The organism is Ensifer sp. M14 (assembly GCF_003355565.1).
GTDB lineage: Bacteria > Pseudomonadota > Alphaproteobacteria > Rhizobiales > Rhizobiaceae > Ensifer.
The window spans coordinates 418985-444031 of sequence record NZ_QJNR01000007.1; the positions used below are offsets into that span (position 1 = coordinate 418985).

Annotated in this window: 24 protein-coding genes; 17 read left to right on the plus strand and 7 right to left on the minus strand. The window is 61.9% G+C overall.

The window, feature by feature from the left end; all coding sequences use genetic code 11:
• The 12 genes from BLJAPNOD_RS23670 (at position 1) to ugpC (ending at position 14738) form a co-directional block, all read left to right on the plus strand.
• Positions 1–1014 (plus strand): ABC transporter ATP-binding protein, encoded by a 1014-nt coding sequence (locus BLJAPNOD_RS23670; RefSeq protein ID WP_077501864.1) that lies wholly within the window; start codon positions 1–3, stop codon positions 1012–1014.
• Positions 1011–2024: an oligopeptide/dipeptide ABC transporter ATP-binding protein gene (locus BLJAPNOD_RS23675; protein WP_115421682.1), complete on the plus strand. Its 1014-nt coding sequence runs from the start codon at positions 1011–1013 to the stop codon at positions 2022–2024. Before BLJAPNOD_RS23670 ends, BLJAPNOD_RS23675 begins: the two co-directional genes overlap by 4 nt.
• Before the next feature lie 28 nt (positions 2025–2052).
• Complete coding sequence (locus BLJAPNOD_RS23680; RefSeq protein WP_115421683.1) at positions 2053–3855, plus strand: aminopeptidase P family protein; 1803 nt, start codon at positions 2053–2055, stop codon at positions 3853–3855.
• A gap of 223 nt (positions 3856–4078) precedes the next feature.
• Positions 4079–4810, plus strand: coding sequence for a DeoR family transcriptional regulator (locus BLJAPNOD_RS23685; protein WP_077501858.1), 732 nt, complete (start codon positions 4079–4081; stop codon positions 4808–4810).
• Between the two features lie 180 nt (positions 4811–4990).
• Complete coding sequence (gene deoC / locus BLJAPNOD_RS23690) at positions 4991–6004, plus strand: deoxyribose-phosphate aldolase (RefSeq protein WP_077501857.1); 1014 nt, start codon at positions 4991–4993, stop codon at positions 6002–6004.
• A 5-nt stretch (positions 6005–6009) separates the two neighbouring features.
• Positions 6010–8394: an aldehyde dehydrogenase family protein gene (locus BLJAPNOD_RS23695; RefSeq protein ID WP_115421684.1), complete on the plus strand. Its 2385-nt coding sequence runs from the start codon at positions 6010–6012 to the stop codon at positions 8392–8394.
• Between the two features lie 152 nt (positions 8395–8546).
• Complete coding sequence (locus BLJAPNOD_RS23700; protein ID WP_077501854.1) at positions 8547–9002, plus strand: RbsD/FucU family protein; 456 nt, start codon at positions 8547–8549, stop codon at positions 9000–9002.
• 120 nt (positions 9003–9122) lie between these two features.
• Positions 9123–10055, plus strand: coding sequence for a ribokinase (gene rbsK, locus BLJAPNOD_RS23705; RefSeq protein WP_077501852.1), 933 nt, complete (start codon positions 9123–9125; stop codon positions 10053–10055).
• Positions 10052–10930, plus strand: a complete 879-nt coding sequence (locus BLJAPNOD_RS23710; protein WP_115421685.1) for a sugar ABC transporter permease — start codon at positions 10052–10054, stop codon at positions 10928–10930. The genes rbsK and BLJAPNOD_RS23710 overlap by 4 nt, the downstream gene beginning before the upstream one ends.
• On the plus strand, positions 10927–11955 hold the full coding sequence (locus BLJAPNOD_RS23715; protein WP_077501848.1) for a carbohydrate ABC transporter permease: 1029 nt from the start codon (positions 10927–10929) through the stop codon (positions 11953–11955). Before BLJAPNOD_RS23710 ends, BLJAPNOD_RS23715 begins: the two co-directional genes overlap by 4 nt.
• A gap of 41 nt (positions 11956–11996) precedes the next feature.
• Positions 11997–13451: an extracellular solute-binding protein gene (locus BLJAPNOD_RS23720; RefSeq protein ID WP_077501846.1), complete on the plus strand. Its 1455-nt coding sequence runs from the start codon at positions 11997–11999 to the stop codon at positions 13449–13451.
• Between the two features lie 195 nt (positions 13452–13646).
• On the plus strand, positions 13647–14738 hold the full coding sequence (ugpC, locus tag BLJAPNOD_RS23725) for a sn-glycerol-3-phosphate ABC transporter ATP-binding protein UgpC (RefSeq protein WP_077501844.1): 1092 nt from the start codon (positions 13647–13649) through the stop codon (positions 14736–14738).
• A 47-nt stretch (positions 14739–14785) separates the two neighbouring features.
• Here the strand turns inward: ugpC and BLJAPNOD_RS23730 are convergent, their stop codons facing one another.
• The 5 genes from BLJAPNOD_RS23730 to BLJAPNOD_RS23750 are packed head-to-tail and all read right to left on the minus strand — an operon-like array spanning position 14786 to position 18794.
• Positions 14786–15292 (minus strand): GAF domain-containing protein, encoded by a 507-nt coding sequence (locus BLJAPNOD_RS23730; RefSeq protein ID WP_115421888.1) that lies wholly within the window; start codon positions 15290–15292, stop codon positions 14786–14788.
• Between the two features lie 21 nt (positions 15293–15313).
• Complete coding sequence (locus BLJAPNOD_RS23735) at positions 15314–16054, minus strand: ABC transporter ATP-binding protein (RefSeq protein ID WP_077502081.1); 741 nt, start codon at positions 16052–16054, stop codon at positions 15314–15316.
• Positions 16051–16884: an ABC transporter ATP-binding protein gene (locus BLJAPNOD_RS23740; RefSeq protein WP_077501842.1), complete on the minus strand. Its 834-nt coding sequence runs from the start codon at positions 16882–16884 to the stop codon at positions 16051–16053. The genes BLJAPNOD_RS23735 and BLJAPNOD_RS23740 overlap by 4 nt, the downstream gene beginning before the upstream one ends.
• On the minus strand, positions 16884–17789 hold the full coding sequence (locus tag BLJAPNOD_RS23745; RefSeq protein WP_077501841.1) for an ABC transporter permease: 906 nt from the start codon (positions 17787–17789) through the stop codon (positions 16884–16886). Before BLJAPNOD_RS23745 ends, BLJAPNOD_RS23740 begins: the two co-directional genes overlap by 1 nt.
• 12 nt (positions 17790–17801) lie before the next feature.
• Positions 17802–18794, minus strand: a complete 993-nt coding sequence (locus tag BLJAPNOD_RS23750; protein WP_115421889.1) for an ABC transporter permease — start codon at positions 18792–18794, stop codon at positions 17802–17804.
• 204 nt (positions 18795–18998) lie between these two features.
• On the opposite strand from BLJAPNOD_RS23750, the gene BLJAPNOD_RS23755 reads away from it, so the two are divergent.
• The 3 genes from BLJAPNOD_RS23755 to BLJAPNOD_RS23765 all read left to right on the plus strand — a co-directional run bounded on the left by BLJAPNOD_RS23755 (position 18999) and on the right by BLJAPNOD_RS23765 (position 21857).
• Positions 18999–19685, plus strand: coding sequence for an XRE family transcriptional regulator (locus BLJAPNOD_RS23755; RefSeq protein ID WP_244611062.1), 687 nt, complete (start codon positions 18999–19001; stop codon positions 19683–19685).
• A 10-nt stretch (positions 19686–19695) separates the two neighbouring features.
• Entirely contained in the window at positions 19696–21285 is a 1590-nt protein-coding gene (locus BLJAPNOD_RS23760; RefSeq protein ID WP_077501837.1) for an ABC transporter substrate-binding protein, read from the plus strand.
• Between the two features lie 143 nt (positions 21286–21428).
• Positions 21429–21857, plus strand: a complete 429-nt coding sequence (locus BLJAPNOD_RS23765) for an OsmC family protein (RefSeq protein WP_077501836.1) — start codon at positions 21429–21431, stop codon at positions 21855–21857.
• Positions 21858–21901: 44 nt separating this feature from the next.
• Here the strand turns inward: BLJAPNOD_RS23765 and BLJAPNOD_RS23770 are convergent, their stop codons facing one another.
• Positions 21902–22423, minus strand: a complete 522-nt coding sequence (locus BLJAPNOD_RS23770) for a hypothetical protein (protein ID WP_115421890.1) — start codon at positions 22421–22423, stop codon at positions 21902–21904.
• 40 nt (positions 22424–22463) lie between these two features.
• Positions 22464–22889: an Lrp/AsnC family transcriptional regulator gene (locus BLJAPNOD_RS23775; protein WP_025428636.1), complete on the minus strand. Its 426-nt coding sequence runs from the start codon at positions 22887–22889 to the stop codon at positions 22464–22466.
• A gap of 124 nt (positions 22890–23013) precedes the next feature.
• On the opposite strand from BLJAPNOD_RS23775, the gene BLJAPNOD_RS23780 reads away from it, so the two are divergent.
• Both BLJAPNOD_RS23780 and BLJAPNOD_RS23785 read left to right on the plus strand, forming a co-directional pair.
• Entirely contained in the window at positions 23014–24066 is a 1053-nt protein-coding gene (locus tag BLJAPNOD_RS23780) for an ornithine cyclodeaminase (protein ID WP_199566033.1), read from the plus strand.
• A 1-nt stretch (position 24067) separates the two neighbouring features.
• Positions 24068–25039, plus strand: a complete 972-nt coding sequence (locus BLJAPNOD_RS23785) for an arginine deiminase-related protein (RefSeq protein ID WP_115421687.1) — start codon at positions 24068–24070, stop codon at positions 25037–25039.
• The last annotated feature ends 8 nt before the right edge of the window (positions 25040–25047 follow it).

Genomic DNA, 25047 nt, shown 5'->3' on the forward strand with positions numbered 1-25047 from the left:
ATGAACCAACTCGAGAAAGAAACGGTTCTGGACGTCAGGCGCCTTCGCACCGAGTTCGGCCTGGCCGAACGTCCCCTGGTCGCGGTCGACGGTGTCTCCTTTCAGGTGAAGGCAGGGGAGATCCTCGGGCTTGTCGGTGAATCCGGCTCGGGCAAGAGCATCACGCTGCGTTCTATCCTCGGCATCGTGCGCCCGCGCGGTCGCGTCCTGGGCGAGATCTTCTGGAAGGGGCGGGACCTCGTGCCGCTCGATGAGGGAGCGCTGAGGCGTGTGCGCGGACGCGAGATCGCGATGATCTTTCAGGAACCGATGTCGTCGCTGAACCCGTTGCTGACCGTTGGCTTGCAGATATCGGAAAACCTCGCCGCCCATACCGATCTGGATGGGAAAGCCAGAAAGGCGCGCGCGATCGAACTGCTCGACATGGTCGGCATTCCAGCCGCGCGCAACCGGCTCGGGGACTATCCGCACGAATTTTCCGGCGGCATGCGGCAACGGGTGATGATCGCCATAGCCCTTGCCTCCAATCCGCAACTGCTGCTCGCCGATGAGCCGACGACGGCGCTTGACGTCACCATCCAGGACCAGATCCTGCGGCTCATCCAAGCGCTCAGCCGCGACCTCGGCATGGCCGTGATCCTCGTCACCCACGACATGGGCGTGGTGGCGGAGACTTGCGACCGGGTGGCAGTCATGTATGGCGGCCGGCTCTGCGAGACCGGACCGACGGCCGATGTCATCGGCGATGCCCGGCATCCCTATTCCCTCGGGCTGCTGCGCTCCATTCCGCGCGACGTTCCACCGCGCACGCCGCTCTATTCCATCCCCGGCGCGCCGCCGTCGCTCAACGCATTGCCAGCCGGCTGTGCATTTACGGCGCGCTGTCCCGTGGCCGGGCCGGAATGCCGCGATGTTCGTCCTGGTCTGGCAGCCACTGGGCAGCTCCGTCAGGTCGCCTGCCACCACCGCGAGGAAGCCCTCGCACATTTCAGCGTTCGGGAGGCGGCGCAATGATTGAGTCAGTACAACAGACAGCCACGCCGCTGCTTTCCATTCGCGATCTCTTCATGCGCTTCGAGAAGCGCCGCTCTTTGTCCGACACGCTCGCCGGTCGGCCGCGGCAGGTCGTCTCTGCCTTGAATGGCGTCAATCTCGACGTGATGCCGGCCGAAACGCTGGGGATCGTCGGCGAGTCCGGTTGCGGCAAGTCGACGCTCGCGCGCTGCATCGCCGGCCTCAACCGGCCGACATCGGGCGATATCCGCTTCGAGGGCGAAAGTGTCATCGACCTCAAGGGCGCCAGGCGACGCGGCTATAACAAGCGCGTCCAGATGATGTTCCAGGATCCCTACACCTCGCTCAATCCGCGCATGACGGTGCGCGACACGCTACGGGAAGCGATCACGGTCCATCGCATGCGCGAGGGCGCCGGCATCGATCGCCGCGTCGATGAACTGCTCGATCTGGTGCGATTGCCGGATGGTGCCGCCGACAAGTATCCGCACGAATTTTCCGGCGGCCAGCGGCAGCGCATCGGAATCGCGCGGGCACTTTCGCTGGAGCCGACCTGCCTTGTTGCCGACGAGCTGGTGTCCGCGCTCGACGTTTCCGTCCAGGCGCAGGTCGTCAACCTGCTGCTGGAGCTACAGGACAACCTTGGACTGACGGTGCTGTTCGTTGCCCATGACCTCAGGCTGGTGCGGCATGTCTCTCATCGTGTGGCGGTGATTTATCTCGGTGCTATCGTCGAGGTCGGTCCTTCGGAGGCGCTGTTTTCCAAGCCGATGCACCCCTATTCGCAAGCCTTGCTGGCCGCAGCCCCCTCGCTCGATCCGACGGCGCGACGCAGGGCGCCGGCGCTCTCCGGTGAGTTGCCGAGCCCGCTGGACATTCCGCCAGGCTGCCCTTTCCACGTCCGCTGCCCGCACGCCACCGAGCTCTGTCGTCGGGCAAAGCCGGCGCTCCGGCCTGTCGGCAACGGCATGGCCGCCTGTCACTTCGCCGAGGCGATCGGCGGCGCGTGAAGACCATTATCCAATAGGGAAAGACCACATGACATCGAAAGACAGGCCGGACATTTCCAGCCGGGTAGAGGCCCTGCGCCATAAATTCGACGAACAGGGGCTGGACGGCTACGTCATCCCGCGGTTCGACGAGCATCAAGGCGAGTATTGTGCGCCCCACGACAACAGGCTCGGCTTCGTCACCGGCTTCACCGGTTCGGCAGGCGTCGCGATCGTCATGCGCGACCGCGCGGCGATCTTCGTCGATGGCCGCTATCAGGTTCAGGTACGCGAAGAGATCGATATCGACTGCTTCGCCATCGAGCATTTCTACGATGCACCGCTGAAGGACTGGCTGCGGAAGAACCTGCGCAAGGGCGAACGCGTCGGCTTCAACTCGATGCTGCTGCCGTCCACCTGGGATGCCGACTGCGGCCAATCCGTCGCAGCAGCCGGAGCAGACTGGATTGCGGTGACGGATGATCTGGTCGATGCGATCTGGTCGGACCAGCCCGAACGCCCGCTTGGCAATGTGATTGCTCTGTCACGCGACTATGCCGGCGAAAGCGTCGCCGACAAGAAGCGCCGCATCGGCCAGATGCTGGAAGAGCAGGGCGCTGACGTCCTGATCGAGGCGCAGCCCGATAACATCGCCTGGTTCCTGAACGTCCGCGGCCGTGACGTCGCTTTCAACCCGATGCCGCAGTCCTTCATGATTGCCGACAGGGAGGGCCGGGTCGAATGGCTGGTTGATCACCGCAAACTGCCGAACGATCTCTCGAACTTCGAACTTGAAGGCGTGGCGATGTCCGAGCCGGATATGCTGCTCGATCGGGTCCGTACCGCGACCGCCGGGCGGGTGGCGCTCGTCGATCCCGGCTTCGCCCCTTCGGCAGTTGCCCACGCGACGCGTGAAGCCGGCGGCAATGTTCGTCTTCTGCGCAGCCCGATCACGCTTGCCAAGATGCTGAAGAACCCTGTCGAACTTGAGGGCTTCCGTGATTGCCATCGCCATGACGGCGCCGCGTGGATCCGGTTCTTCGCCTGGCTGGAGTCCAATGCGGCCGAGCGGGAGGAGGAAGGGCGTCCGGTAACCGAGCTGGAGGCGGAGGATCGTATCCTCACCTTCCGCCTGATGGAAGAAACCTTCGTTGAGCCGAGTTTTCGTTCGATCTCGGCTGCCGGCGGCCATGCTGCCATGTGCCATTATGCGGCCAGCACGAAGAGCAATGCACCAATCACCTCACGTGGCATCTATCTGCTCGATTCCGGTGGCCAGTATTTTACCGGAACGACGGATGCGACGCGCACGACGGCAATCGGGCCGGTCAACAATGAGATCCGCCGCGCCTATACAGCAGTCCTCAAGGGGCTGATTTCCATGGCCTCGCTCAAATTTCCGAAAGGGACTTACGGCCATCACCTCGACGCCTTTGCGCGCCGGCCGCTTTGGGACCTTGGGCTCGACTACGATCATGGCACCGGTCACGGTGTCGGTCATTTCCTGTCGGTGCACGAGCAGCCCCAGCGCTTCGACCGCCGCGTCAACGAGATCGAATTGCGGCCGGGCATGGTGACGACCATCGAGCCCGGCTACTACAAGGCCGGAGAATACGGCATCCGCATCGAGAACCAGGTGGAAGTGATCGATGACGGCGACGGCTTCATGAGCTTTCGCAGCCTGACGCTGGTGCCGATCGATCTGCGGCTCGCAGATATCAGGCTTCTGAGCGAAACCGAGAGGCAGTGGATCGACGCCTATCATTGGCGCGTTGCCAAGACCATGCAAGATGTGCTCGATCCCGCGACGGCTGCCTGGCTGGCGGCACGCACGGCGCCGATCGGCAATTAGCCGGACGAATAGCGGCGGCGGGCAATGGATCTGCCGCCCTTGGCGTTCTCAACGTGAAGATTTGGACGACGGAGGCTTGCGTTGCAGTCTCCGTCGTCTGCTTTCGCCGGGCCGTGTGAAGTTGCTTGCCCAATAGCGACACTTTGTGATAATTATCACAAATATTGTTCGGCCATCCTAGTTGCGATGTGTTGGCGCGAACGACCGGACAGACGGAACGATCATGGCCAGCCGCAAGACATCCCGCATCATCCAACTCGCCGACGCTCTCTCGGGCCGCCGCGTTCTTCATCTACGCGATGCCGCAGCCTTGCTCGGGGTCTCCGAGATGACCGTTCGGCGCGACGTCGCCGACAATCCGGGGCAATTCACCTTCCTGGGGGGCCATATCGTGCCGGCGGGCGAGATGGATGGCGATATGCCGTATGAGTTGGCGCGTGAGGCCGACAGTCATGCTGCGGCAAAGCGCGAAGCCTGTGTGCATGCGGCCCAGCACATCCGTCCGGACGAAACCATCTTTATCGATTGCGGTACGACGCTCGAATATCTGGTCGATCTCATTCCTGAGAATTATTCAATTACTGCAGTATGTTATTCGCTGAATGTGGCTGACAGGCTGACGCGAAAGCCCAATGTCCGCATCGTCATGCTCGGCGGTGTCTACCATCCGGCGTCGGCGTCGTTTTCTGGCAATTCTGGCCTAGAAACGCTCGATTCGCTGGGGATCAATGTCGCCTTTCTTTCCGCCGCAGGTGTGGACCCCGGACGTGGTGCAACCTGCGTGCATTTTCACGAAGTGGCGGTGAAGCAGAAGGTGATTTCGCTGGCGCGCGAAAGCCACCTCGTTGTCGACCTGAGCAAGATCGGCAAGCTGAAGCCGGCGTTCTTTGCGCCGATGAACGTCTTTCGCTCGGTGATCACCGAAGACGGCGACACCCTCTTTCCGGCGATCTGACGCTTCGCCGAGAAAATGACAGGATTCCATCGAAACGCGATTGTGGCGCTTGACACTTTGCACATCTGATGGAATGATAACAAAAATACGATAGAAAAATAACAAAATGAGAATCGCCGCCGACGCGGATAACAGCCGTGGTATCGTGCTGCGATGTCAGGGAGTTCGAGGAGCAATCGCTTGGAAGACCTTGCTGTGAAGAATGTGACCGCGAAGGCCGTGGCACCTGCGGCCTCGAGTCACAACTGGCCGCGCAATGATGGCACGGAACTCGATCTCGGCTGGGTGGTCGATCAGCGCGTCAATCTGTCGGCTGCCGAACGGCGCGTGGCGACGCTGCCTGGCCGCCGGACGGTGAAAAAGGACGCGCAGGCCGCGTGGCTTTTGAAGGCCGTGACCTGCATCGATCTGACGACGCTCAATGGCGACGATACGGCAGAGCGCGTCAAGCGTCTCTGCGCCAAGGCGCGCCAGCCGGTGCGCCAGGACATCCTCGATGCGATTGGCATGGGCAGCCGCGGCATCACCACCGGCGCCGTCTGCGTTTACCACCGTTTCGTTTCGACCGCGGTCGAGGCACTCGATGGCTCAGGCATTCCGGTTGCTGCCGTCTCCACCGGCTTTCCCGCCGGTCTCATTCCGCATGATGTCAAACTACGCGAGATCGAGGCCTCGGTTGCCGACGGCGCCAAGGAAATCGATATCGTCATCACCCGCGAGCATGTGCTGACCGGCAACTGGCAGGCTCTCTATGACGAGATGCGCGACTTCCGCGCCGCTTGCGGCGATGCGCATGTCAAGGCGATCCTGGCGACCGGCGATCTGAAGACGCTGCGCAACGTTGCGCGCGCGTCACTCGTCTGCATGATGGCGGGCGCCGATTTCATAAAGACATCCACCGGCAAGGAGGGTGTCAACGCCACCCTCTTGGTGACGCTGGTGATGCTGCGCATGATCCGCGCCTATCAGGAGCGCACCGGCATCAAGGTCGGCTACAAGCCTGCTGGCGGCATTTCGGCCGCCAAGGATATCCTCAACTATCAATTCCTGATGAAGGACGAACTCGGTCGCGAGTGGCTGGAGCCGGATCTGTTCCGTATCGGCGCATCGAGCCTGCTGGGGGATATCGAGCGCCAGCTGGAACATCACGTGACCGGCGCCTATTCGGCCCTCAACCGACACCCGATTGGATGATCCCGATGACAGTCGCAAGGTATTTTGACGAAATGTCCTATGGTCCCGCACCGGAAGCCGACACCGAAGCCCGCCAGTGGCTGGCGCGCCACAAGGGCACGTTCGGCCACTTCATCAACGGCGCGTTTGTTGCGCCGTCGTCCGGCAAGACCTTCGAGAGCCATGAGCCGGCGACCGGTGCGCTGCTGGCGAAGGTCGCCCTTGGCAGCGCCAAGGACGTGGATGACGCGGTCGCTGCGGCACGCAAGGCGCAAGGCCCCTGGTCCAAGCTGCCGGGCCATGCCCGCGCCCGCCACCTCTATGCGCTTGCCCGCATGATCCAGCGCCATGCGCGCCTGATCGCGGTGGTCGAGGCCATCGACAACGGCAAGCCGATCCGCGAAACACGCGACATCGACATTCCGCTGGCCGCGCGTCATTTCTACCACCATGCAGGCTGGGCGCAGCTGCAGGAAACCGAGTTTGCCGATCAGGTTCCGGTCGGCGTCGTCGGCCAGGTCATCCCCTGGAATTTCCCGTTCCTGATGCTCGCCTGGAAGGTCGCTCCGGCCCTGGCGCTCGGCAACACCGTCATCCTCAAGCCGGCCGAGTTCACGCCGCTGACAGCGTTGCTGTTTGCCGAACTTGCCGCTGCCGCCGGACTGCCGCCGGGCGTGCTCAACGTCGTGACCGGCGAGGGTGAAACCGGTGCATTGATCGTCGAGCATTCTGACATCGACAAGATCGCCTTTACCGGCTCGACGGAAGTCGGCCGCCTGATCCGCGAAAAGACGGCAGGCACCGGCAAGTCGCTGACGCTCGAACTCGGCGGCAAGTCGCCTTTCATCGTCTTCGATGATGCCGATATCGATGGCGCCGTTGAAGGTGTGGTGGATGCTATCTGGTTCAACCAGGGCCAGGTCTGCTGCGCCGGTTCCCGGCTTCTGGTTCAGGAAGGCATCGCTCCGCTCTTCTACGATCGTCTGACGCGGCGCATGCAGACCCTGCGTGTCGGCCATCCGCTCGACAAGGCGATCGACATGGCGGCGATCGTCGCACCGGTGCAGTTGCAGCGCATCGAGAGCCTGGTCGCCAAGGGTGTCGCCGAAGGCGCGAAGCTCCACCAGCCCAAGATCGAGTTGCCGAAGGGCGGCAGCTTCTATCCGCCGACATTGCTGACCAATGTTCAGCCGACGTCGATCGTCGCGACCGAAGAAATCTTCGGACCCGTCGCCGTGTCGATGACCTTCCGCACACCGGAAGAGGCGATCCAGCTTGCCAACCATTCGCGCTATGGTCTGGCTGCAAGTGTGTGGAGCGAAACGATCGGTCTGGCGCTTAACGTTGCCGCCAAGCTCGCGGCCGGTGTCGTCTGGGTCAATGCCACCAATCTCTTCGATGCGGCGGCTGGCTTCGGTGGCAAGCGCGAATCCGGCTTCGGCCGCGAGGGCGGCCGTGAAGGTTGCTATGAGTATCTGAAGCCTAAGGCTTGGGTCGGTCGCAAGCTGCGCGCAGCGTCGGCAGAACCGGTGTTGAAGCAGGCGTCCGGCGATTTCTCGGCTCCGTCGCTCGATCGCACCGCCAAGCTTTTCATCGGCGGCAAGCAAGCCCGTCCGGATGGCAACTATTCGCGTCCCGTGCTTTCGCCCAAGGGCAAAGTCATCGGCGAAGTCGGTGAAGGCAACCGCAAGGATATCCGCAACGCCGTGGTTGCCGCACACGCGGCTTCCGGCTGGGCGTCGGCGACATCGCACAATCGGGCGCAGATCCTCTACTACATCGCCGAGAACCTCAGCGGCCGGCTTGATGAGTTTGCAGACCGCATCGTCGCGATGACCGGCGCATCCGCAGCCAACGCGAAGGCAGAGGTCGAGGCTTCGATATCCAGGCTCTTCACCTACGGCGCCTGGGCCGACAAGTACGAAGGCGCGGTCCATCAGCCGCCGCTGCGCGGCGTAGCGCTCGCGATGCCCGAAGCGATCGGTGTCGTCGGCGTTATCTGCCCGACGGAAGCGCCGTTGCTCGGCTTCATCAGCCTGGTGGCGCCGTTGATTGCCACCGGTAACCGCGTCGTGGCGGTACCGAGCGAGCAGCATCCGCTGGCGGCAACCGACTTCTACTCGATCCTCGAAACGTCGGACGTTCCGGCCGGTGTCATCAACATCGTCACGGGCTCGGCGATGGAACTGGCAAAGACGCTCGCAAGCCACAACGACGTTGACGCGCTGTGGGCCTTCGGCACGCAGGAGCTTTCGACAATGGTTGAGAGGCTTTCGGCTGGCAATCTGAAGCGGACCTTCGTCGACTACGGCAAGGCGACCGATTGGTTCGATCGCTCGGCGGCAGAAGGGCAAGCCTATCTGCGCCGCGCGACCGACGTGAAGAACATCTGGATCCCTTACGGCGAGTAAGGGTTCCAGATCTCGGGGCGGGGGGAGCCGGCCCGAGAATGTAACGACTGCAACGTTGTAGGGTTGATTTGGGAGAGGTGGCGCCGCCATGGCGTCACTGAGTTTCGCGCCACTCGAAAGCATGCGAGCCGGCGTCTGGAGGAGGGTTGTCCATGCTGAAGAATCTGGACCCGGCACTCAATGCCGATGTTTTGCACGCGCTTCGCTCGATGGGGCACGGCGATACGCTGATCATTTCCGACACCAATTTTCCGTCCGATGCCATTGCCAGGCAGACCACGCTTGGCAAGCTTTTGCGGATCGACAATGTCTCTGCTGCCCGCGCCGTGAAGGCGGTTCTGTCGGTCCTTCCCCTCGACACGCCACTGCAGCCGTCGGCAGGCCGCATGGAGATCATGGGCGCGCCGAGCGAAGTTCCCGCTGTGCAACAGGAAGTCCAGGCCGAAATCGATCGCGCCGAGGGCAAGCCCGCGCCGATGTACGGCATCGAACGCTTCGCCTTTTATGAAGAAGCCAAGAAGGCCTATTGCGTCATTACCACCGGTGAGACGCGCTTTTATGGCTGCTTCCTTTTCACCAAGGGCGTTATTCCACCTGAAGCGACCTGACTGACCATAGGTCCGCCTGCGCGTCGGCTCTCCGAGCTGATCGCCACTACATCCGAACGCGTGAAATTTATCTTGGATCTCCGCTCGTCCCTCGCAGCGGTGTGACCAGGGGAGGCAGGAATGAAGGTTGGTGTTTCGATCCTCGGGATCTTCGTGGCCGATACGGCCTATCTGGCGCGGCGTATGCCCGTTGTCGGCGAAACGATTACCGGGAGCGGCTTCTCGGTCGGGCCCGGCGGCAAGGGATCGAACCAGGCGGTTGCGGCGGCACGTGCCGGCAGTCCGGTATCCTTCATCTCGAAAATCGGACGCGATACCTTCGGAGATATGGCGCTTCGCACCTATGCCGAGGCGGGCGTGACGCCGAAGATCGTCCAGATGGACGACCTACCGACCGGCGCCGCCTTCATCTACGTCAACGATCAGAATGGCGAGAACGCCATCATCGTTTATCCCGGCGCGGCCGGCTCGATCGGCATCGACGATGTCGAGGCGGCGCGGGATACGATCGAAGCATCGCGTATCTTCGTGACGCAGTTGGAGCAGCCTGCGGCCGCCGCCCAGCGAGCGCTGGAAATTGCACATGCGGCAGGCGTCGTTACTGTCTTCAATCCGGCGCCGGCGGAACCTTTCCCGGATGCGATCTATCCGCTTTGCGATTACATCGTCCCGAATGAGACCGAAGCGGCGGCACTCGTTGGTTTTGCGCTTGCCACGGCTGACGATGCACGGCGGGCGGGTGATGCGCTTCTGAAAAAGGGCGCAAAGTCGGCACTGATCACGCTCGGCGAAAGAGGCGTTCTTCTCCACAATCAGAGCCAGTCGGTTTTCGTCCCGGCGATGGCAAGCGGCCCGGTGATCGACACGACCGGTGCGGGCGATGCCTTCGTCGGCGGGTTTTCAGCAGCCTTGGCGCGAGGGCTGGCACCGGTCGATGCGGCGCGCTTCGGCTGTGCGACGGCCGGGATCTCGGTCACCCGTCGCGGCACGGCGCCTGCCATGCCGACGCTTGCGGAGATCGAGGCTCTCCTCGCGCAAGGGGCGGCTGCATGACGACGCGCAACGATCCGATCAAGCACTTCTTCATCTGGCCCGCCCTGATCATCGTTCTGGTGATCTCAATCTTTCCGTTGATCTATTCGCTGACCACCAGCTTCATGAGCATGCGCCTCGTGCCGCCGATGCCGGCGCGTTTCGTCGGTTTCGGTAATTATGCTGATCTGTTGCAGAACCCACGCTTCTGGCACGTGACCGGGACGACAACGCTGATCGCCTTCATTTCCGTCGGCCTGCAATATGTGATCGGTCTTTCCGTCGCGCTTGCGCTCAATTCCCGGGTGCCGGGCGAGGGCATCTTTCGCGTCAGCTTTCTCTTGCCGATGCTTGTCGCGCCCGTTGCCGTAGCGCTGATTGCCCGCCAGGTGCTCAACCCGACGATGGGTCCGCTCAACGAACTGATGAGCGCGCTCGGCTTTCCCAATCTGCCGTTTCTGACACAGACGAGCTGGGCGCTCGGCTCGATCATCGCCGTCGAGGTCTGGCAATGGACGCCCTTCGTCATCCTCATGCTGCTCGCCGGGCTGCAGACCCTGCCGGATGATGTCTATGAGGCGGCCGCGCTCGAAAACGCCACGCCCTGGCAGCAGTTCCGTGACATCACCTTTCCGATGCTCCTGCCGATCTCGGTCGCCGTCGTCTTCATCCGCCTGATCGAGAGCTACAAGATCATCGATACGGTCTTCGTTATGACGGGTGGCGGACCTGGCATCTCGACCGAGACGCTGACGCTCTTTGCCTACCAGGAGGGCTTCAAGAAGTTCAATCTCGGCTACACCTCGGCGCTGTCGTTCCTTTTCCTGATCGTCATCACGGTGATCGGCCTCGTCTATCTCGCCATCCTCAAGCCGTATCTGGAGAAGCACAAATGAGCGTGCGCACTCTCAAGGGAAAACGGCGCTGGATCGCGCTCGGCGGCTGCCTTGTCTGGCTCGCCATCACGTTCTTTCCGCTCTATTGGGTCCTGATCACATCCTTCAAGACACCGATCGCCGTCGTCGGAGGGCCGACCTATCTGCCCTTCGTCGATTTCGAGCCGAGCCTGACGGCCTGGCGTGAGCTTCTGTCCGGCCAACGCGGCCAATTCTTCAACACGTTCCTGGCTTCGACGATCATCGGTCTTTCGGCATCGGTGCTCGCGACCGGTATCGGCGCGATGGCAGCCTATGCGCTGGTACGATTTACGTTCCGCTTCCGGCTGCTGTCAGCGCTGATCTTCGTCGTCATCGCCTTCGGCGGGTTTCTGCTCGGTCGCAATGTGCTCGGCTTCGGGCAGGGGATCTCGCTGATCTACGCCTTCATCGCCGCCCTGGTCCTGGCGGTGTTCTCAAGCCGCTTCCGGCTTCCGGGGCCTGAGCTTGGCAACAACGATATCGTCTTCTGGTTCGTCAGCCAGCGCATGTTCCCACCGATCGTGGCCGCCTTTGCGCTCTATCTGATGTACACCGAGATGGGCAAACTCGGCTTCAAGCTGGTCGACAGCTACATCGGCCTGACCTTTGCCTACATCGCCTTCTCGCTGCCGATCGTGATCTGGCTGATGCGCGACTTCTTCGAGGCGCTGCCGGTGGAGGTCGAAGAGGCTGCCATGGTCGACAACGTGCCCACATGGCGCATCTTCTTCGGCATCGTCCTGCCGATGTCGAAGCCGGGGTTGATCGCGACTTTCATGATCACGCTTGCCTTCGTCTGGAACGAGTTCCTTTTCGCGCTGTTCCTGACCAATTCGAGATGGCAGACGCTGCCGATCCTCGTTGCCGGCCAGAACAGCCAGCGCGGCGACGAATGGTGGGCGATTTCCGCAGCCGCCCTGGTGGCGATCATTCCGATGATGGTCATGGCCGGGCTTCTCAGCCGGCTCATGCGCTCCGGTCTGCTGCTGGGGGCGATCAAATAACGACCTGTTTTTCGGCAACAATTCATTCAAGGGAGGAAAGAATGAGGAAACTGCTACTGACATCAGCGTCGCTGGGTGTTCTTGCCATGGCAAGCACCGGCACGGCACTCGGATGCGACCCCGATTATACCGGCGTCGAACTGACGGCGACCACGCAGACCGGACCCTATATCGCGTCCGCGCTGCAACTCGCGGCCAAGGGTTGGGAGGAAAAGACCTGCGGCAAGGTGAAGGTCGTCGAGTTTCCGTGGTCGGAACTCTATCCGAAAATCGTCACGTCGCTGACATCCGGTGAAGATGCCTTCGACGTCATCGCCTTTGCGCCAGCCTGGGCGCCGGACTTTACCGATTTCCTGTCGGAAATGCCGGCTGACATGCAGAAGGGCGCCGACTGGGAGGATATCGCACCTGTTTATCGCGAGCAGTTGATGGTCTGGAACGGCAAGATCCTGTCGCAGACGATGGACGGTGACGCCCATACCTACAGCTACCGCATCGACCTGTTCGAGAACGCCGACAACCAGAAGGCCTTCAAGGACAAGTACGGCTACGATCTGGCGCCGCCGAAGACCTGGAAGCAGTATCTCGACATCGCCGAATACTTCAACCAACCCACCAACAACCTGTGGGGAACGGCGGAAGCCTTCCGTCGCGGTGGTCAGCAGTTCTGGTTCCTCTTCAGTCACGTCGCCGGCTATACCAGCCATCCCGACAATCCGGGTGGCATGTTCTTCGATCCGGACACGATGGATGCACAGGTCAACAATCCAGGCTGGGTCCGCGGCCTCGAGGAATATATCCGCGCATCGAAGCTCGCTCCGCCGAACGCCCTCAACTTCTCCTTCGGCGAAGTGAACGCGGCCTTTGCCGGCGGCCAGGTCGCCGAGTCGATCGGCTGGGGCGATACCGGCGTCATCGGCGCCGACCCGAAGCAGTCGAAGGTGGCAGGCAGTGTCGGCTCGGCATCGTTGCCGGGCTCGGACGAGATCTGGAACTACAAGACCAAGAAGTGGGACAAGTTCGACCACGTCGTACAGACGTCGTTCATGGCCTTCGGCGGTTGGCAGGCGGCGGTGCCCGCATCGTCGACCAAGCAGGAGGCCGCCTGGAACTACATCCAGTATCTGTCGAGCCCTGCCGTCTCCGGCCAGGCGGCGATCACCGGCGGTACCGGCGTCAATCCCTATCGCATCTCGCACACGACCAATCTCGACCTCTGGTCGAAGATCTTCTCCGAGCGTGAAGCCAAGGAATACCTGGGGGCGCAGAAGGACGCGGTGACCGCGAAGAACATCGCCCTCGACATGCGCTTGCCGGGTTATTTCTCCTACACCGAAGTGCTCGAGATCGAACTCTCCAAGGCGCTTGCCGGCGAGGTCACGCCGCAACAGGCGCTCGATAGCGTCGCCGAGCAGTGGAACAAGCTGACGGACGAATTCGGTCGCGACAAGCAGCTCGCTGCCTATCGCGCATCGATGGGCCTGCCGCAGAAGTAAGAAGATCGAGTGTCCGCTCCGAAACGATCGGGGCGGGCTTCCTAATTCCTGCGACCGGGACACACCGCCCCGGTCGTAGACACCGTAACGCTTGAAACCTGCTGCATATTTGCTCAAATCGATGTCGATTTGCGGAAACATGCAGTATCCCGGCGGCTTTTCGCGCCGGCCATCGTCATGAGAAAAGGCGTCAGCATGTCCCAGGTCCGGTTGGAGCAGATCACCAAGTCCTTCGGTAGCGTCACCGTTATCCCGCCGCTCGATCTTGAAATTGCCGACCGGGAATTCGTCGTTCTCGTCGGACCGTCCGGTTGCGGCAAGACGACCACTCTGCGCATGATCGCGGGTCTTGAGACGGCTTCTTCTGGCACCGTGCGGATCGGTGAACGTGATGTCACCGACTTGCGCCCGGGCCTGCGCAACTGCTCGATGGTGTTCCAGAATTACGCGCTCTACCCGCATATGACGGTGGCGGAGAATATCGGCTACGGCATGAAGGTACGGGGCACGGCGAAGGCCGATATTGAAAAGTCCGTCGCCGAGGCGGCCCGCATTCTCAACCTGGGCGCTTACCTTAACCGCAAGCCGAGCGCCCTGTCCGGTGGCCAGCGCCAGCGCGTCGCGATCGGACGCGCGATTGTGCGCCAGCCGGATGTCTTCCTGTTCGATGAGCCGCTGTCGAACCTCGACGCCAAACTGCGCATTGAAATGCGCACGGAAATCAAACTGCTGCACCGACGGCTTCAGACGACCGCGGTCTACGTCACCCACGATCAGGTCGAGGCCATGACGATGGCGGACCGCGTTGTCGTCATGAACCAGGGACGCATCGAGCAGGCGGCTGACCCGATCACGCTCTACGAGGCGCCGAGCAATCTGTTCGTTGCTGCGTTCATCGGGGCGCCGAGCATGAATTTCGTCGAAGGGCTGCTCGAACGCGGTGATGGCGGGCTGTGGTTCAGGGCGGATGAGGGTATCGCTGTCAAGATTCCGGACGCTCGTGCTGACAAGCTCGGTGCTTTTGTCGGTCAGGCGGTCGTGCTCGGTATTCGTCCGGAGCACACGATGTCGTCGGAGGTTGATGCGCCGAGGCTCACGCTACAGGTGCGTGATATCGAGCCGCTAGGCCCCCATACGCTGGCGCTCGGAAGGGTGGGGCAAGCGACCTTCACAGGGCAGATCCACGCGGCATCGCCTGTCCGGCCGGACGACACGATCGAGGTGCCGATCGAGGCGCAGAAGATGCATTTCTTCCTGAAGCAGACCGGAATGGCGATCGGTCGCTGAAACAGAGGTCAAGACCGAGGGCAATGGATGCCCCCGGTCTCGAAAGATCAGTTCTTGTCTGACCGGGCGGCAGCGAGAAACGCCAGCTTGGCAGGCAGTTCCAGATGCTTCGACAGGGCAACGCGCTCCGGCGTGTAGTGATGCTCGACGTCGAGGCAATTGACGGTTCCGAGCAGTTCGCCGCCGACGACGACGGGGATGTTGGCAACCGAGCCGCAGCCGAGCGCCCAGATCGTCTCGTGGTCGCCGAACACCTTTGAGATGTCGACAATGGTGTTGGCGACGAAGGTCTGATGCGCCTTGTGAACGATGTCGAACCAGCTGTCGTAGCGGATCGGCTTGGTACCGGAGGTCGGGTATTCCTCGGCATGCGAAGTATAGGCGCGGCGGGCGACTTCGTTGACCATGTCGACGGTCATGATCGTGAAGAGCTTGGCGCCGATCACCTGGCGGCAAAGCGTCTGAAGCGCACCCCAGATGGCGTCCGCGTCGGTTTCCCTTGCAATCGCCGCGTCGAATTCAGCCAACGCGGCAGCGATCTGTTCACTGTTCATCATATGTCCTTGGGATGTTGATTAATTCGCGTGCGCTGCGCTGATGTGCATCAGTTCGCGCGAATAGGGGTCCTTGAGGTCGCCACGCTTGAGGTCGGCAACATCGGCCACCTCGACGATGCGGCCCTGCCGCATCACGGCCAGCCGGTCGCAGAGGAAGGAAACGACCGGCAGGTTGTGGGTGACCATGAGGAAAGTCAGGTTCTGCTCCTGCCGCAGGCGCTTGAGCAGGTTGAGGATTTCCGCCTGCACCGAGACGTCGAGCGCCGATGTCGGCTCGTCGAGCAGGAGCACCTTCGGCTTCAGCATCAGTGCGCGGGCGATGGCGACACGCTGGCGCTGGCCGCCGGAGAGCTGGTGCGGAAAGCGGAAACGGAATTTCCGGTCGAGGCCGACAGAGGACATCACCTCTTCGATGCGCGCACTGCGATCGCCGATACCGTGGATCGTCAGCGCCTCGCCGAGTGTGGCATCGACAGTCTTGCGCGGATGAAGCGAGCCGTAGGGGTCCTGAAACACCATCTGGCACTGGCGGGAGAAGGCGCGGTCGATGCCATGGCTGCGCGGTTTGCCGAAGACGTTGATTTCGCCGGTCCACTCGGGCGCAAGGCCCGCGATCGCCTTCAGCACGGTTGACTTGCCCGAGCCGCTTTCACCAACGAGGGCGAAGCTCTCGCCATCGGCAATCTCGAGATTGACGTCGTGCGTGATGTGCGCTTCGCCGTAGAAAATATCGAGGTTTTTGAGCGAAATCGCCGTCATTTCTTGGCCCATGCGCTGCGGTCGAGCACGGGAAGCTCGGTCCGGGTTTCGTCGAGACGCGGGATGGAGGCGATGAGGCCGCGCGTATAGGGATGCTTGGCGTTCATCAACTCACCCGCCTTGCACTCTTCCACCACTTCACCGGTGTTCATCACCAGGATGCGGTCGCAGTAGCTGGAGACAAGGTTGAGGTCGTGGCTGATGAAGATCAGCCCCATGCCCTTGCGCTTGACCAGCTCATCGATGATGTCGAGCACCTGGGCCTGCACCGAAACGTCGAGCGCGGAGGTTGGCTCGTCGGCAATAAGCAGATCCGGCTCGGGGATCAGCATCATCGCGATCATCACGCGCTGGCCCATGCCGCCGGACACTTCATGCGGGTAGAGCTTGGCAACGCGTTCCGGATCGGCGATGCGCACCGATTCCAGCATGGTCAGGACGCGGTTGTTCACTTCGCGACGCGGCAGGCGCTGATGCGTCAGCAGCGCCTCGGCGATTTGTTCGCCGATCGTCATGACCGGGTTCAGCGAGAACTTCGGATCCTGCATCACCATCGAGATGCGGGCGCCACGGATTGGGCGCATCTGCCGTTCGGAGCGCGTCAGCAGGTCGATGCCGTCGAAGGTCAGCTTGTCTGCCGTGACCCGACCCGGTGCACGCACCAGTTTCAGGATCGAGCGACCGGTCATCGACTTGCCCGAGCCGCTTTCGCCGACGATCCCAAGGCGTTCGCGGCCGAGCGTGAAGGAGAGGCCGCGTACGACCTCAAGGTCGCCGCGCGGCGTCGGGAAGGTGACGCGCAGGTTTTCGATTTCGAGAAGCGGGTTCATCAGCGTTGCTCCCCGCTCTTCGGGTCAAGCACGTCGCGCAGGCCGTCACCGAGGAAACAGAAGCCGAGGCTGACGAGAATGATCGCAAAGCCCGGCATGGTCGCCACCCACCATTGATCGAGTATGAAGGAGCGGCCGCGCGAAATCATCGCGCCCCATTCGGGAAGCGGCGGCTGGGCGCCGAGCCCGATGAAGCCGAGACCGGCGGCCGTCAGGATGATGCCGGCCATATCGAGCGTGACACGCACGATCATCGACGAGGTGCAGAGCGGCAGAACGTGACCGAGGTTGACCCGGAGGCTCGATGCACCGAGCAGGCGCACGGCCGAGATGAACTCAGAGTTCTTGAAGGTCATCGTTTCGGCACGGGCGACACGGGCGTAACCCGGCCAGGAGGTAATGGCGATGGCGATGATCGCGTTTTCGATGCCGGGGCCGAGTGCCGCGACAAAGGCAAGTGCCAGGATCAGCTTGGGCAGCGACAGGAAAATGTCGGTGATGCCCATGAGGATGCGGTCGACCCACCCACCGAAATAGCCGGCGGCAACGCCGATCACCAGGCCGGCGGGTGCGGCGAGCACGGCAACGAGGGTGACGATCGCCAGCGTGATGCGTGCGCCGTAGACGACGCGCGACCAGATATCGCGGCCGAGTTCGTCGGTTCCCATCCAATGCGCGGCGCTTGGCGGCAGCAGCCGTTCGCCGAGTGCCTGACGCAGCGGATCATGCGTTGCAATCCAGGGCGCAAACAGCGCGGTCAAGACGAGCACCAGAATGATGATCGCACCGACCACGGCGAGAGGATTGTGCATCAGCGCGCCGAAGATGCGGTAGAACCGGCCGAGGCGCGCTTGCATCGGCGAGGCGGGGCTGTCGTCGATCAGCCAGTCGCGAAGTGTTGTCATGTCCGCTTCTCCCTAGCGCGCACGCGGATCGAGCACGCGATAGAGCACGTCCGATATCTTGTTGATGCCGATGAAGACCGCGCCGATCACCAGGGTCGAGCCGAGAACGGCCGCCATGTCGGCGTTGAGCAGGGCGACGGTCAGATAGTTGCCGATGCCGGGCCACGAAAAGATCGTCTCGATCATCACGGAGCCTTCGAGCAGGCCGGCATAGGAAAGGCCGATGACGGTGATCAGCGGCACGCGGATCGGGCGGAAGGCATGGCGCCAGATGACGAGCCGTTCCGGCACGCCCTTGACCCGAGCCGTGGTCACATACTCCTGGCTCAACTGGTCGAGCATGAAGGACCGCGTCATGCGGGCGATATAGGCGAGCGAGAAGAAGCCGAGGCAGGAGGCCGGCAGAATGAGGTGCCAGACCGCGTTGCGGAAGATCTCCCAGTCGCCGGCAATGATGCTGTCGACGAGGATGAGGCCGGTTATCGGAGTGACGACGCCGTCATAGAAGATGTCGACCCGGCCGGGGCCGCCGACCCATTTCAGCTTCGCGTAGAAGACGGCGAGCCCGACGAGGCCGAGCCAGAAGGCCGGTACTGAATAACCGAGCAGGCCGACGACGCGGATGCCCTGGTCGAGCCAGGAACCACGGCGGCTTGCGGCGATAACGCCGAGCGGCACGCCGATCAGAACGCCGAGAATGATGCCGAGCGTTGCCATCTCCAGGGTTGCCGGGAAGACCCGGGCAAGGTCCTCGATCACGGGTTTGCCTGTGGAAACCGCCGTGCCGAAGTTGCCCGTCACCACGTCGCCGACATAGCTGACGAACTGGGCGGCCAGCGGCCGATCAAGTCCCATCTCCTCGCGCACACGCTCATAGACGGCGACGGGTGCGCGGTCGCCGACGACGGCGAGCACCGGATCGATCGGCACGATGCGGCCGATGAAGAAGGTGATTGCGAGCAGGCCGATAAAGGTCACGCCAAGCGTGACGAGAAAGCCCAGCAGCGAAAAAAGGCGCCGTCTGCCCGGGCTTTGTAGCCCCGCGCGGCGCGTCGGCGCGGGCGCTGTAGTCGTATTGTTGTCTGCCACGTGGCGATTCCATCCCTCGTTCGCTTGCGGTCGCGGCTGTCGATAGCGCAAGAATTCGCTTGGAGTATATAAATAAGTTTGCTTAAATCAAAAAAATTTTACTGGGGAGGAGAATCCATCGTGACCGTGCCATCTGAGGATGCAGAGACCGCATCCGGCAGAGCCGCGACTGCGGGTCAGCCGCGGATCGGTGCGCTGGTGCGTGCGCGGCGACGGCAGATGCATATGACGCTGCAGGCGCTCAGCGATGCGGCCGGCGTCTCCGTCGGCTATCTCAGTCAGATCGAGCGCGACCTCGCCATGCCCTCGCTCGGCACGCTTGCGCAGATCGCCCAGGGGCTGAACGCCGAGCTCAATCACTTCATCCTGGCGCCGGCGATCGATACCGGTCTGTCGCGTGCCAGCGAGCGCATGGTCTTTTCCGTCGGCGGCTCGCCGGTTTCCTATGAACGGATCGGCGCGGATTTTGCCGGAAACCAGCTGTCCAGCTTCGTCATCACCATCCCCGCCGGGCACCGCTCGGAAGTGTTCAGCCATGAGGGCGAGGAGCTGGTATACGTGCTCGCGGGTGAAATCCTGTTCGGTCTCGATGATGACGAGACCACGCTTACCCCCGGCGACGGCCTGCACTTTCGGGGCATCCAGCCACACTACTGGTGGAACAAGACGGATAGACCCGTTCGGCTGATCTGGACCGGCACGCTGCCGCTGTTCCGATCCCGCACATCCTTGCCCAACGAGACCGGCATGCCTCAGGCAGTCCCCAAGCCGGCGACGACAACAAAAACCAAACCTCATCGAAAATAGGAGAGCAATGATGAGAATGTTCAAGGTCGCGGTTTTCGCGGCGTCCCTTATGCTGAGCGTATCGCCGGCAGCTTTGGCGGAGACACCCGCCGAAGTGCTGGTGGTTGCCCAGAACATCGACGACATCGTCAGCATCGATCCGGCGGAAGCCTATGAGTTTTCGTCCGGCGAATATGTGACGCAGACCTACGACCGCCTGGTGCAGTATGATGCGCCTGACGTTCTGAAGCTTTCTCCTGGTCTTGCCAGCGAATGGACCGCCGACGATGCGGCAAAGACGATCACCTTCACCCTTCGAGAGGGCGTCACCTTCTCTTCCGGTAACCCGCTGCGCGGCGAAGATGTCGTCTATTCGTTCAAGCGCGTCGTCGTGCTCAACAAGGCGCCGGCCTTCATCCTGACGCAGCTCGGCTGGACCCCTGAAAACATCGACAAGATGGTGACCGCCGACGGCAACAAGGTCACGATCAAGTATGAAGGCGACTTCTCGTCGGCCTTCGTGCTCAACGTGCTTGCCGCCCGTCCGGCCTCGGTGGTCGATGCGGAAGCCGTCAAGGCGAACGAAGCCGATGGCGACTACGGCAATGCCTGGCTGAAGGCGAACTCGGCCGGTTCCGGCCCGTTCGTGCTGAAGGCTTTCCGCGCCGGCGAGCTTCTGAACATGCAGAGCAACCCGAACTATTTCGGCGGCGCTCCGGCAATCAAGGGCGTGATTATCCGCCACGTCGCGGAAGCGGCCACGCAGCAGCTGATGCTTGAAACCGGCGACGTCGACATGGCGAAGAACCTGACGCCGGATCAGATGGCAAGCGTTGCCGCCAAGGGCGGCATGAAGGTCGAATCCTATCCGCAGGCGGCCGTTCACTTCCTGTCGTTCAACCAGAAGGCCGCATCCCTGCAGCCGCCAGCCGTCTGGGAAGCAGCCCGCTACCTCGTCAACTACAAGGGTATGACCGACAGCTTCCTGAAGGGTCAGATGGACGTTCACCAGGCCTTCTGGCCGAAGGGCTTCCCGGGCTCGCTCGACGAGACGCCCTACACCTACGACGTCGAAAAGGCGAAGAAGATCCTTGCTGACGCCGGTATCCAGACGCCGATCAAGGTGACGCTCGACGTCATCAACTCGACGCCGTTCACCGATATGGCCCAATCGCTGCAGGCTTCGTTCGCCGAAGCCGGCATCACCTTCGACATCATCCCGGGCACTGGCAGTCAGGTCATCACCAAGTACCGCGCCCGCACCCATGAAGCCATGCTGCTCTATTGGGGCCCGGATTTCATGGACCCGCATTCGAACGCCAAGGCTTTCGCCTATAACGAAGACAATGCGGACGACAAGTATCAGTCGACGACCACCTGGCGTAACGGCTGGGCGGTTCCGGCCGAACTCAATGAAGAGACGAAGGCTGCCTTGAAGGAAGCCGATCCGGCCAAGCGCTCGGCCCTCTATGTCGATCTGCAGCGCAAGGTGCAGGAGAAGTCGCCGATCGTGATCATGTTCCAGGCCGCAACCCAGGTTGCGATGAAGGACAAGGTCGAAGGCTACGTTAACGGCGCCACTTCCGACTTTGTCTTCTACCGCCTCGTGAAGAAGAACTGATTCCGGCGCGCTCACTTGCGCCAGCGACTGAGCGCGGACATATCAGCACCGCGGGCCACCTGTGGCCCGCGGTATGACGGCGGGATCGGGACTTGTGCACACCAGATGAGCCCCGTACGCGAACATTGGAGAAAGCGGATAAAATGGCAGACGTGAAGGTAAGGACGCGAGAAACAGGCGCTACGGCAGTGGTAGGCAAAACCGGTTTTCCGCACGTGACGTCGGTCACTGGCGGTGAACTCGATATTGTCACCGGGCCATCGCAGCCGGGCTACGGACCGCTCGACCTGCTTTATGCTTCCCTCGCCAGTTGCCTGGTCTTGAGTGCCCGCATTGCCGCCAGCCGTTTTGGTGTCCTCGACCGGCTGACCGAAGTCAGCGCCAGGGTGACGGGCGAGAAGGCCCATGACGAACCGTCACGCATCGGGAAATTCGAGATCGTCTTCGATATCAAGGGCGATTTTGACGAAGTGACCCGGCATGCCATTGCCGAGGCTGCCGAGAACGAAATCTGCACCGTCAGCAACACCTTGCGCGGCAACCCGGAATTTGTGACCCGATACGCAGATTGACCCTCTTTGTTTGAGTGGCCCGACCCTCTCGGGCCACGGCCCGCTCAATCCATGAACGGCGCCAATTCCCTATCGAATTCGACTTCGACCACGTTGTTGAACAGCGCGGTTGCGACCATGATCCCCGCAAATGCCACGAGGTTGACGAGCGCCGTGTTGTCATAGCGTGCTTTCAACCCATCCCAGGTCTCTGCCGGCACTGCATTCGAATTGGCGACGATCGCCCGGCCGAAATCGATCAACCGCTGTTCGTCAGCGGTCGGTACGAGCGAATGGAAGTCGACGCCGGAATTGGCGAAGGCGCGGCGGAAAAAGCCCATTGCGATCGGCGATTTCATCGCCTCGGAGATCGCATGCGACAGCAGCCAGATCGCCCGGTCGTCGAGAACAGGCCGCAACTCCTCCCGGAGCGTGAACCACTCGGCATAGATCCGGTGCGCCGTCGGCGAATGCAAGAGGGTACGCTTCATATTGGTCATGCGGCCACGGACTTGGACCTCTTCGTCGTGCGCGGCGCGGATAGCGTCGGAAGCGGTGTCGTAATCGATCTGGGGAATGTGGCTCACGGTCATGCCTGTATTTGTGGTGGCGCGGGAGTACGCCCTTTCAGATGGTGCTGAGAAGAATGCTCGTCTCGCTGTTGAGCACGCCCTCGACGTCGCGGACCTCGCGCAGGATGCGGTCGAAGTCGCTGAGGCTGTTGGCGCGGATCTCGGCCACCATGTCCCAGGCGCCGTTGGTGGTGTGGAGAGCATAAAGTTCGGGCAGGCCGCGAAGGAATTTGATCACCTTTGTGGTCGTGCGCCCGCTGACCTCGATCATCATGATTGCCCGAATGGCGCGCTGGTCGTAGTCCTGCCGGACGCGCAATGTGAAGCCCAGCACCGCCCCGGTTTCCAGCAACCGGTCGATGCGCGTCTGTACGGTTGCACGCGATATGCCGAGAACCGAGGCGACCTTGGAGTAGGGCGCGCGCCCGTCTTCTCGCAGAAGCGAGATAAGCTGGTGATCGAGGTCATCGAAGATATGCATGAAAATCTAATAGAGGAATTATACAATTTGCGCAATCTTTTGCAAGATTTTGCGCAAGTTTAAAATTTCAACTCGCTTCTTGCGTGCCTACGCTGACCCCATCAAATTTCCCGATGGAGATGAAATCGTGGTTCAGTATGTCGGTGTGGGCAACGTAATCGAGCTGGTCAAATCGATCGGCATTGAAACGTTCCTGTTGGGTCTTGCGGAATATATCGAAGACGATTTCCGCAGGTGGAACGCTTTTGAGAAAACCCCGCGGCTGGCGAGCCATTCGAAGACGGGTGTCATCGAACTGATGCCGACCTCCGATGGTGAGCATTACGGCTTCAAATACGTCAACGGCCACCCGAAGAATCCGAATGTCGGCTTGCAGACTGTGACCGCGTTTGGCGTTCTCTCCGATGTCAGCACGGGCTATCCCTGCCTCGTCTCCGAGATGACGATCATGACCGGCCTGCGTACAGCCGCCACCTCGGCGCTGGCGGCAAAGTATCTCGCTCGCCCCGATGCCCGCTCGATGGCAATTATTGGCCTTGGCGCGCAGTCGGAATTTCAGGCGCTCGCCTTCCGGGCCCTGCTCGGGATCAAGCGCCTGCAGGTGTTCGATATCGACAGCGAAGCGGCGGACAAGTTCCTGAAGAACCTCGCCGACATGGATTTCGATATCGTTGTCGCCAAGACCGCAGAAGAGGCCGTTGCTGGCGCCGACATCATCACGACGGTGACGGCCGACAAGCGGAACGCGACGATCCTCTCCGACAACATGGTCGGCGCCGGCGTGCACATCAACGCCGTTGGGGGCGACTGCCCCGGCAAGACCGAACTGCAGGGCGATATCCTGCGTCGCGCCGATGTCTTCGTCGAATATCCGGAGCAGACGCGCATCGAAGGCGAGATCCAGCAGATGGCGCCGGATTTCCCGGTGATCGAGCTTTGGCGCGTTATCGCAGGCGAGGCGGAGGGCCGCCGGTCGGGCTCGCAGATCACCATCTTCGATTCCGTCGGCTTTGCCACCGAAGACTTTTCGGCGCTGCGCTTCCTTCGTGACAGGATCCAGGGCACGGCCTTCTACACCGAGCTTGACCTGACGACGCAGCCCGAGCATCCGCGCGATCTCTACGGTCTGTTCAAGCAGCCGGTTGTAGCTGCCGTTGCCGAGCGGAGCGTTGCCTGAAATGAAGAGACTGTCCGTACAGGCGCCCAAGGGCGTCGTGATGATCCGTCCGCACCATTTCGGCCCGAACCCGATGACGGCCAAGGACAACGCCTTTCAGTCGACAGACGAGGCGCGCAAGCCCTCGGCGATCGCAACAGCCGCCTTCGACGAGGTGACGCGCATGGCTGAAGGTCTGTCGGTCGCCGGCGTCGCCGTCCACCTGTTCGAAGACGAGACGATGACGCGTCCGGACTCGGTATTTCCGAACAACTGGTTCTCCACCCATTCGGGCGGACACGTGGCGATCTATCCGATGTATTCGGAAAGCCGCCAGAGCGAACGCCGCGCCGACATCATCGAGATGCTCAAGAACGAGTATCGCGTCCAGGACGTGATCGACTATTCCGGTCTCGAAAAAGATGGCGTTTACCTTGAAGGCACCGGCGCGATGGTGCTCGACCATATCGGACGCGTGGCCTATGCAGCGCGATCGAACCGCACGAACGAGGTGGCGTTGGAGCGCTTCTGCACCCACTTCAATTTCGAGCCGATGGTGTTCGGTGCGGTCGACCGCAACGGCAATTCGATCTACCATACCAACGTGCTGATGTGCATCGGTACGGATTTCGCGCTGATCGGCACCAGCATGATCCCAGACGCTGCAAGACGGCAGGAGATTTGCGCGCGCCTGGAGGAAACGGGCCGGCAGGTCATCGATCTCACGATCGATCAGATCGAGAATTTTGCCGGCAACGCGATCGAACTCGACGGCGCCGATGGCCGTGTCGTTGTGATGTCGGCGCGGGCGCTTGCGTCACTTCGGCCGGACCAGGTCAAGGCGCTTGAGGCTTCGGCCCGCGTGCTCGCCTTCGACGTGCCGACCATCGAGCTTGCCGGTGGCTCCGTGCGCTGCATGCTCGCCGGCGTGCATTTGTCGCGCAGAGAACCCGCCGGTACGCAAAAGCTTTACGCCGCCACATCCGATCGATAGAAGCACCT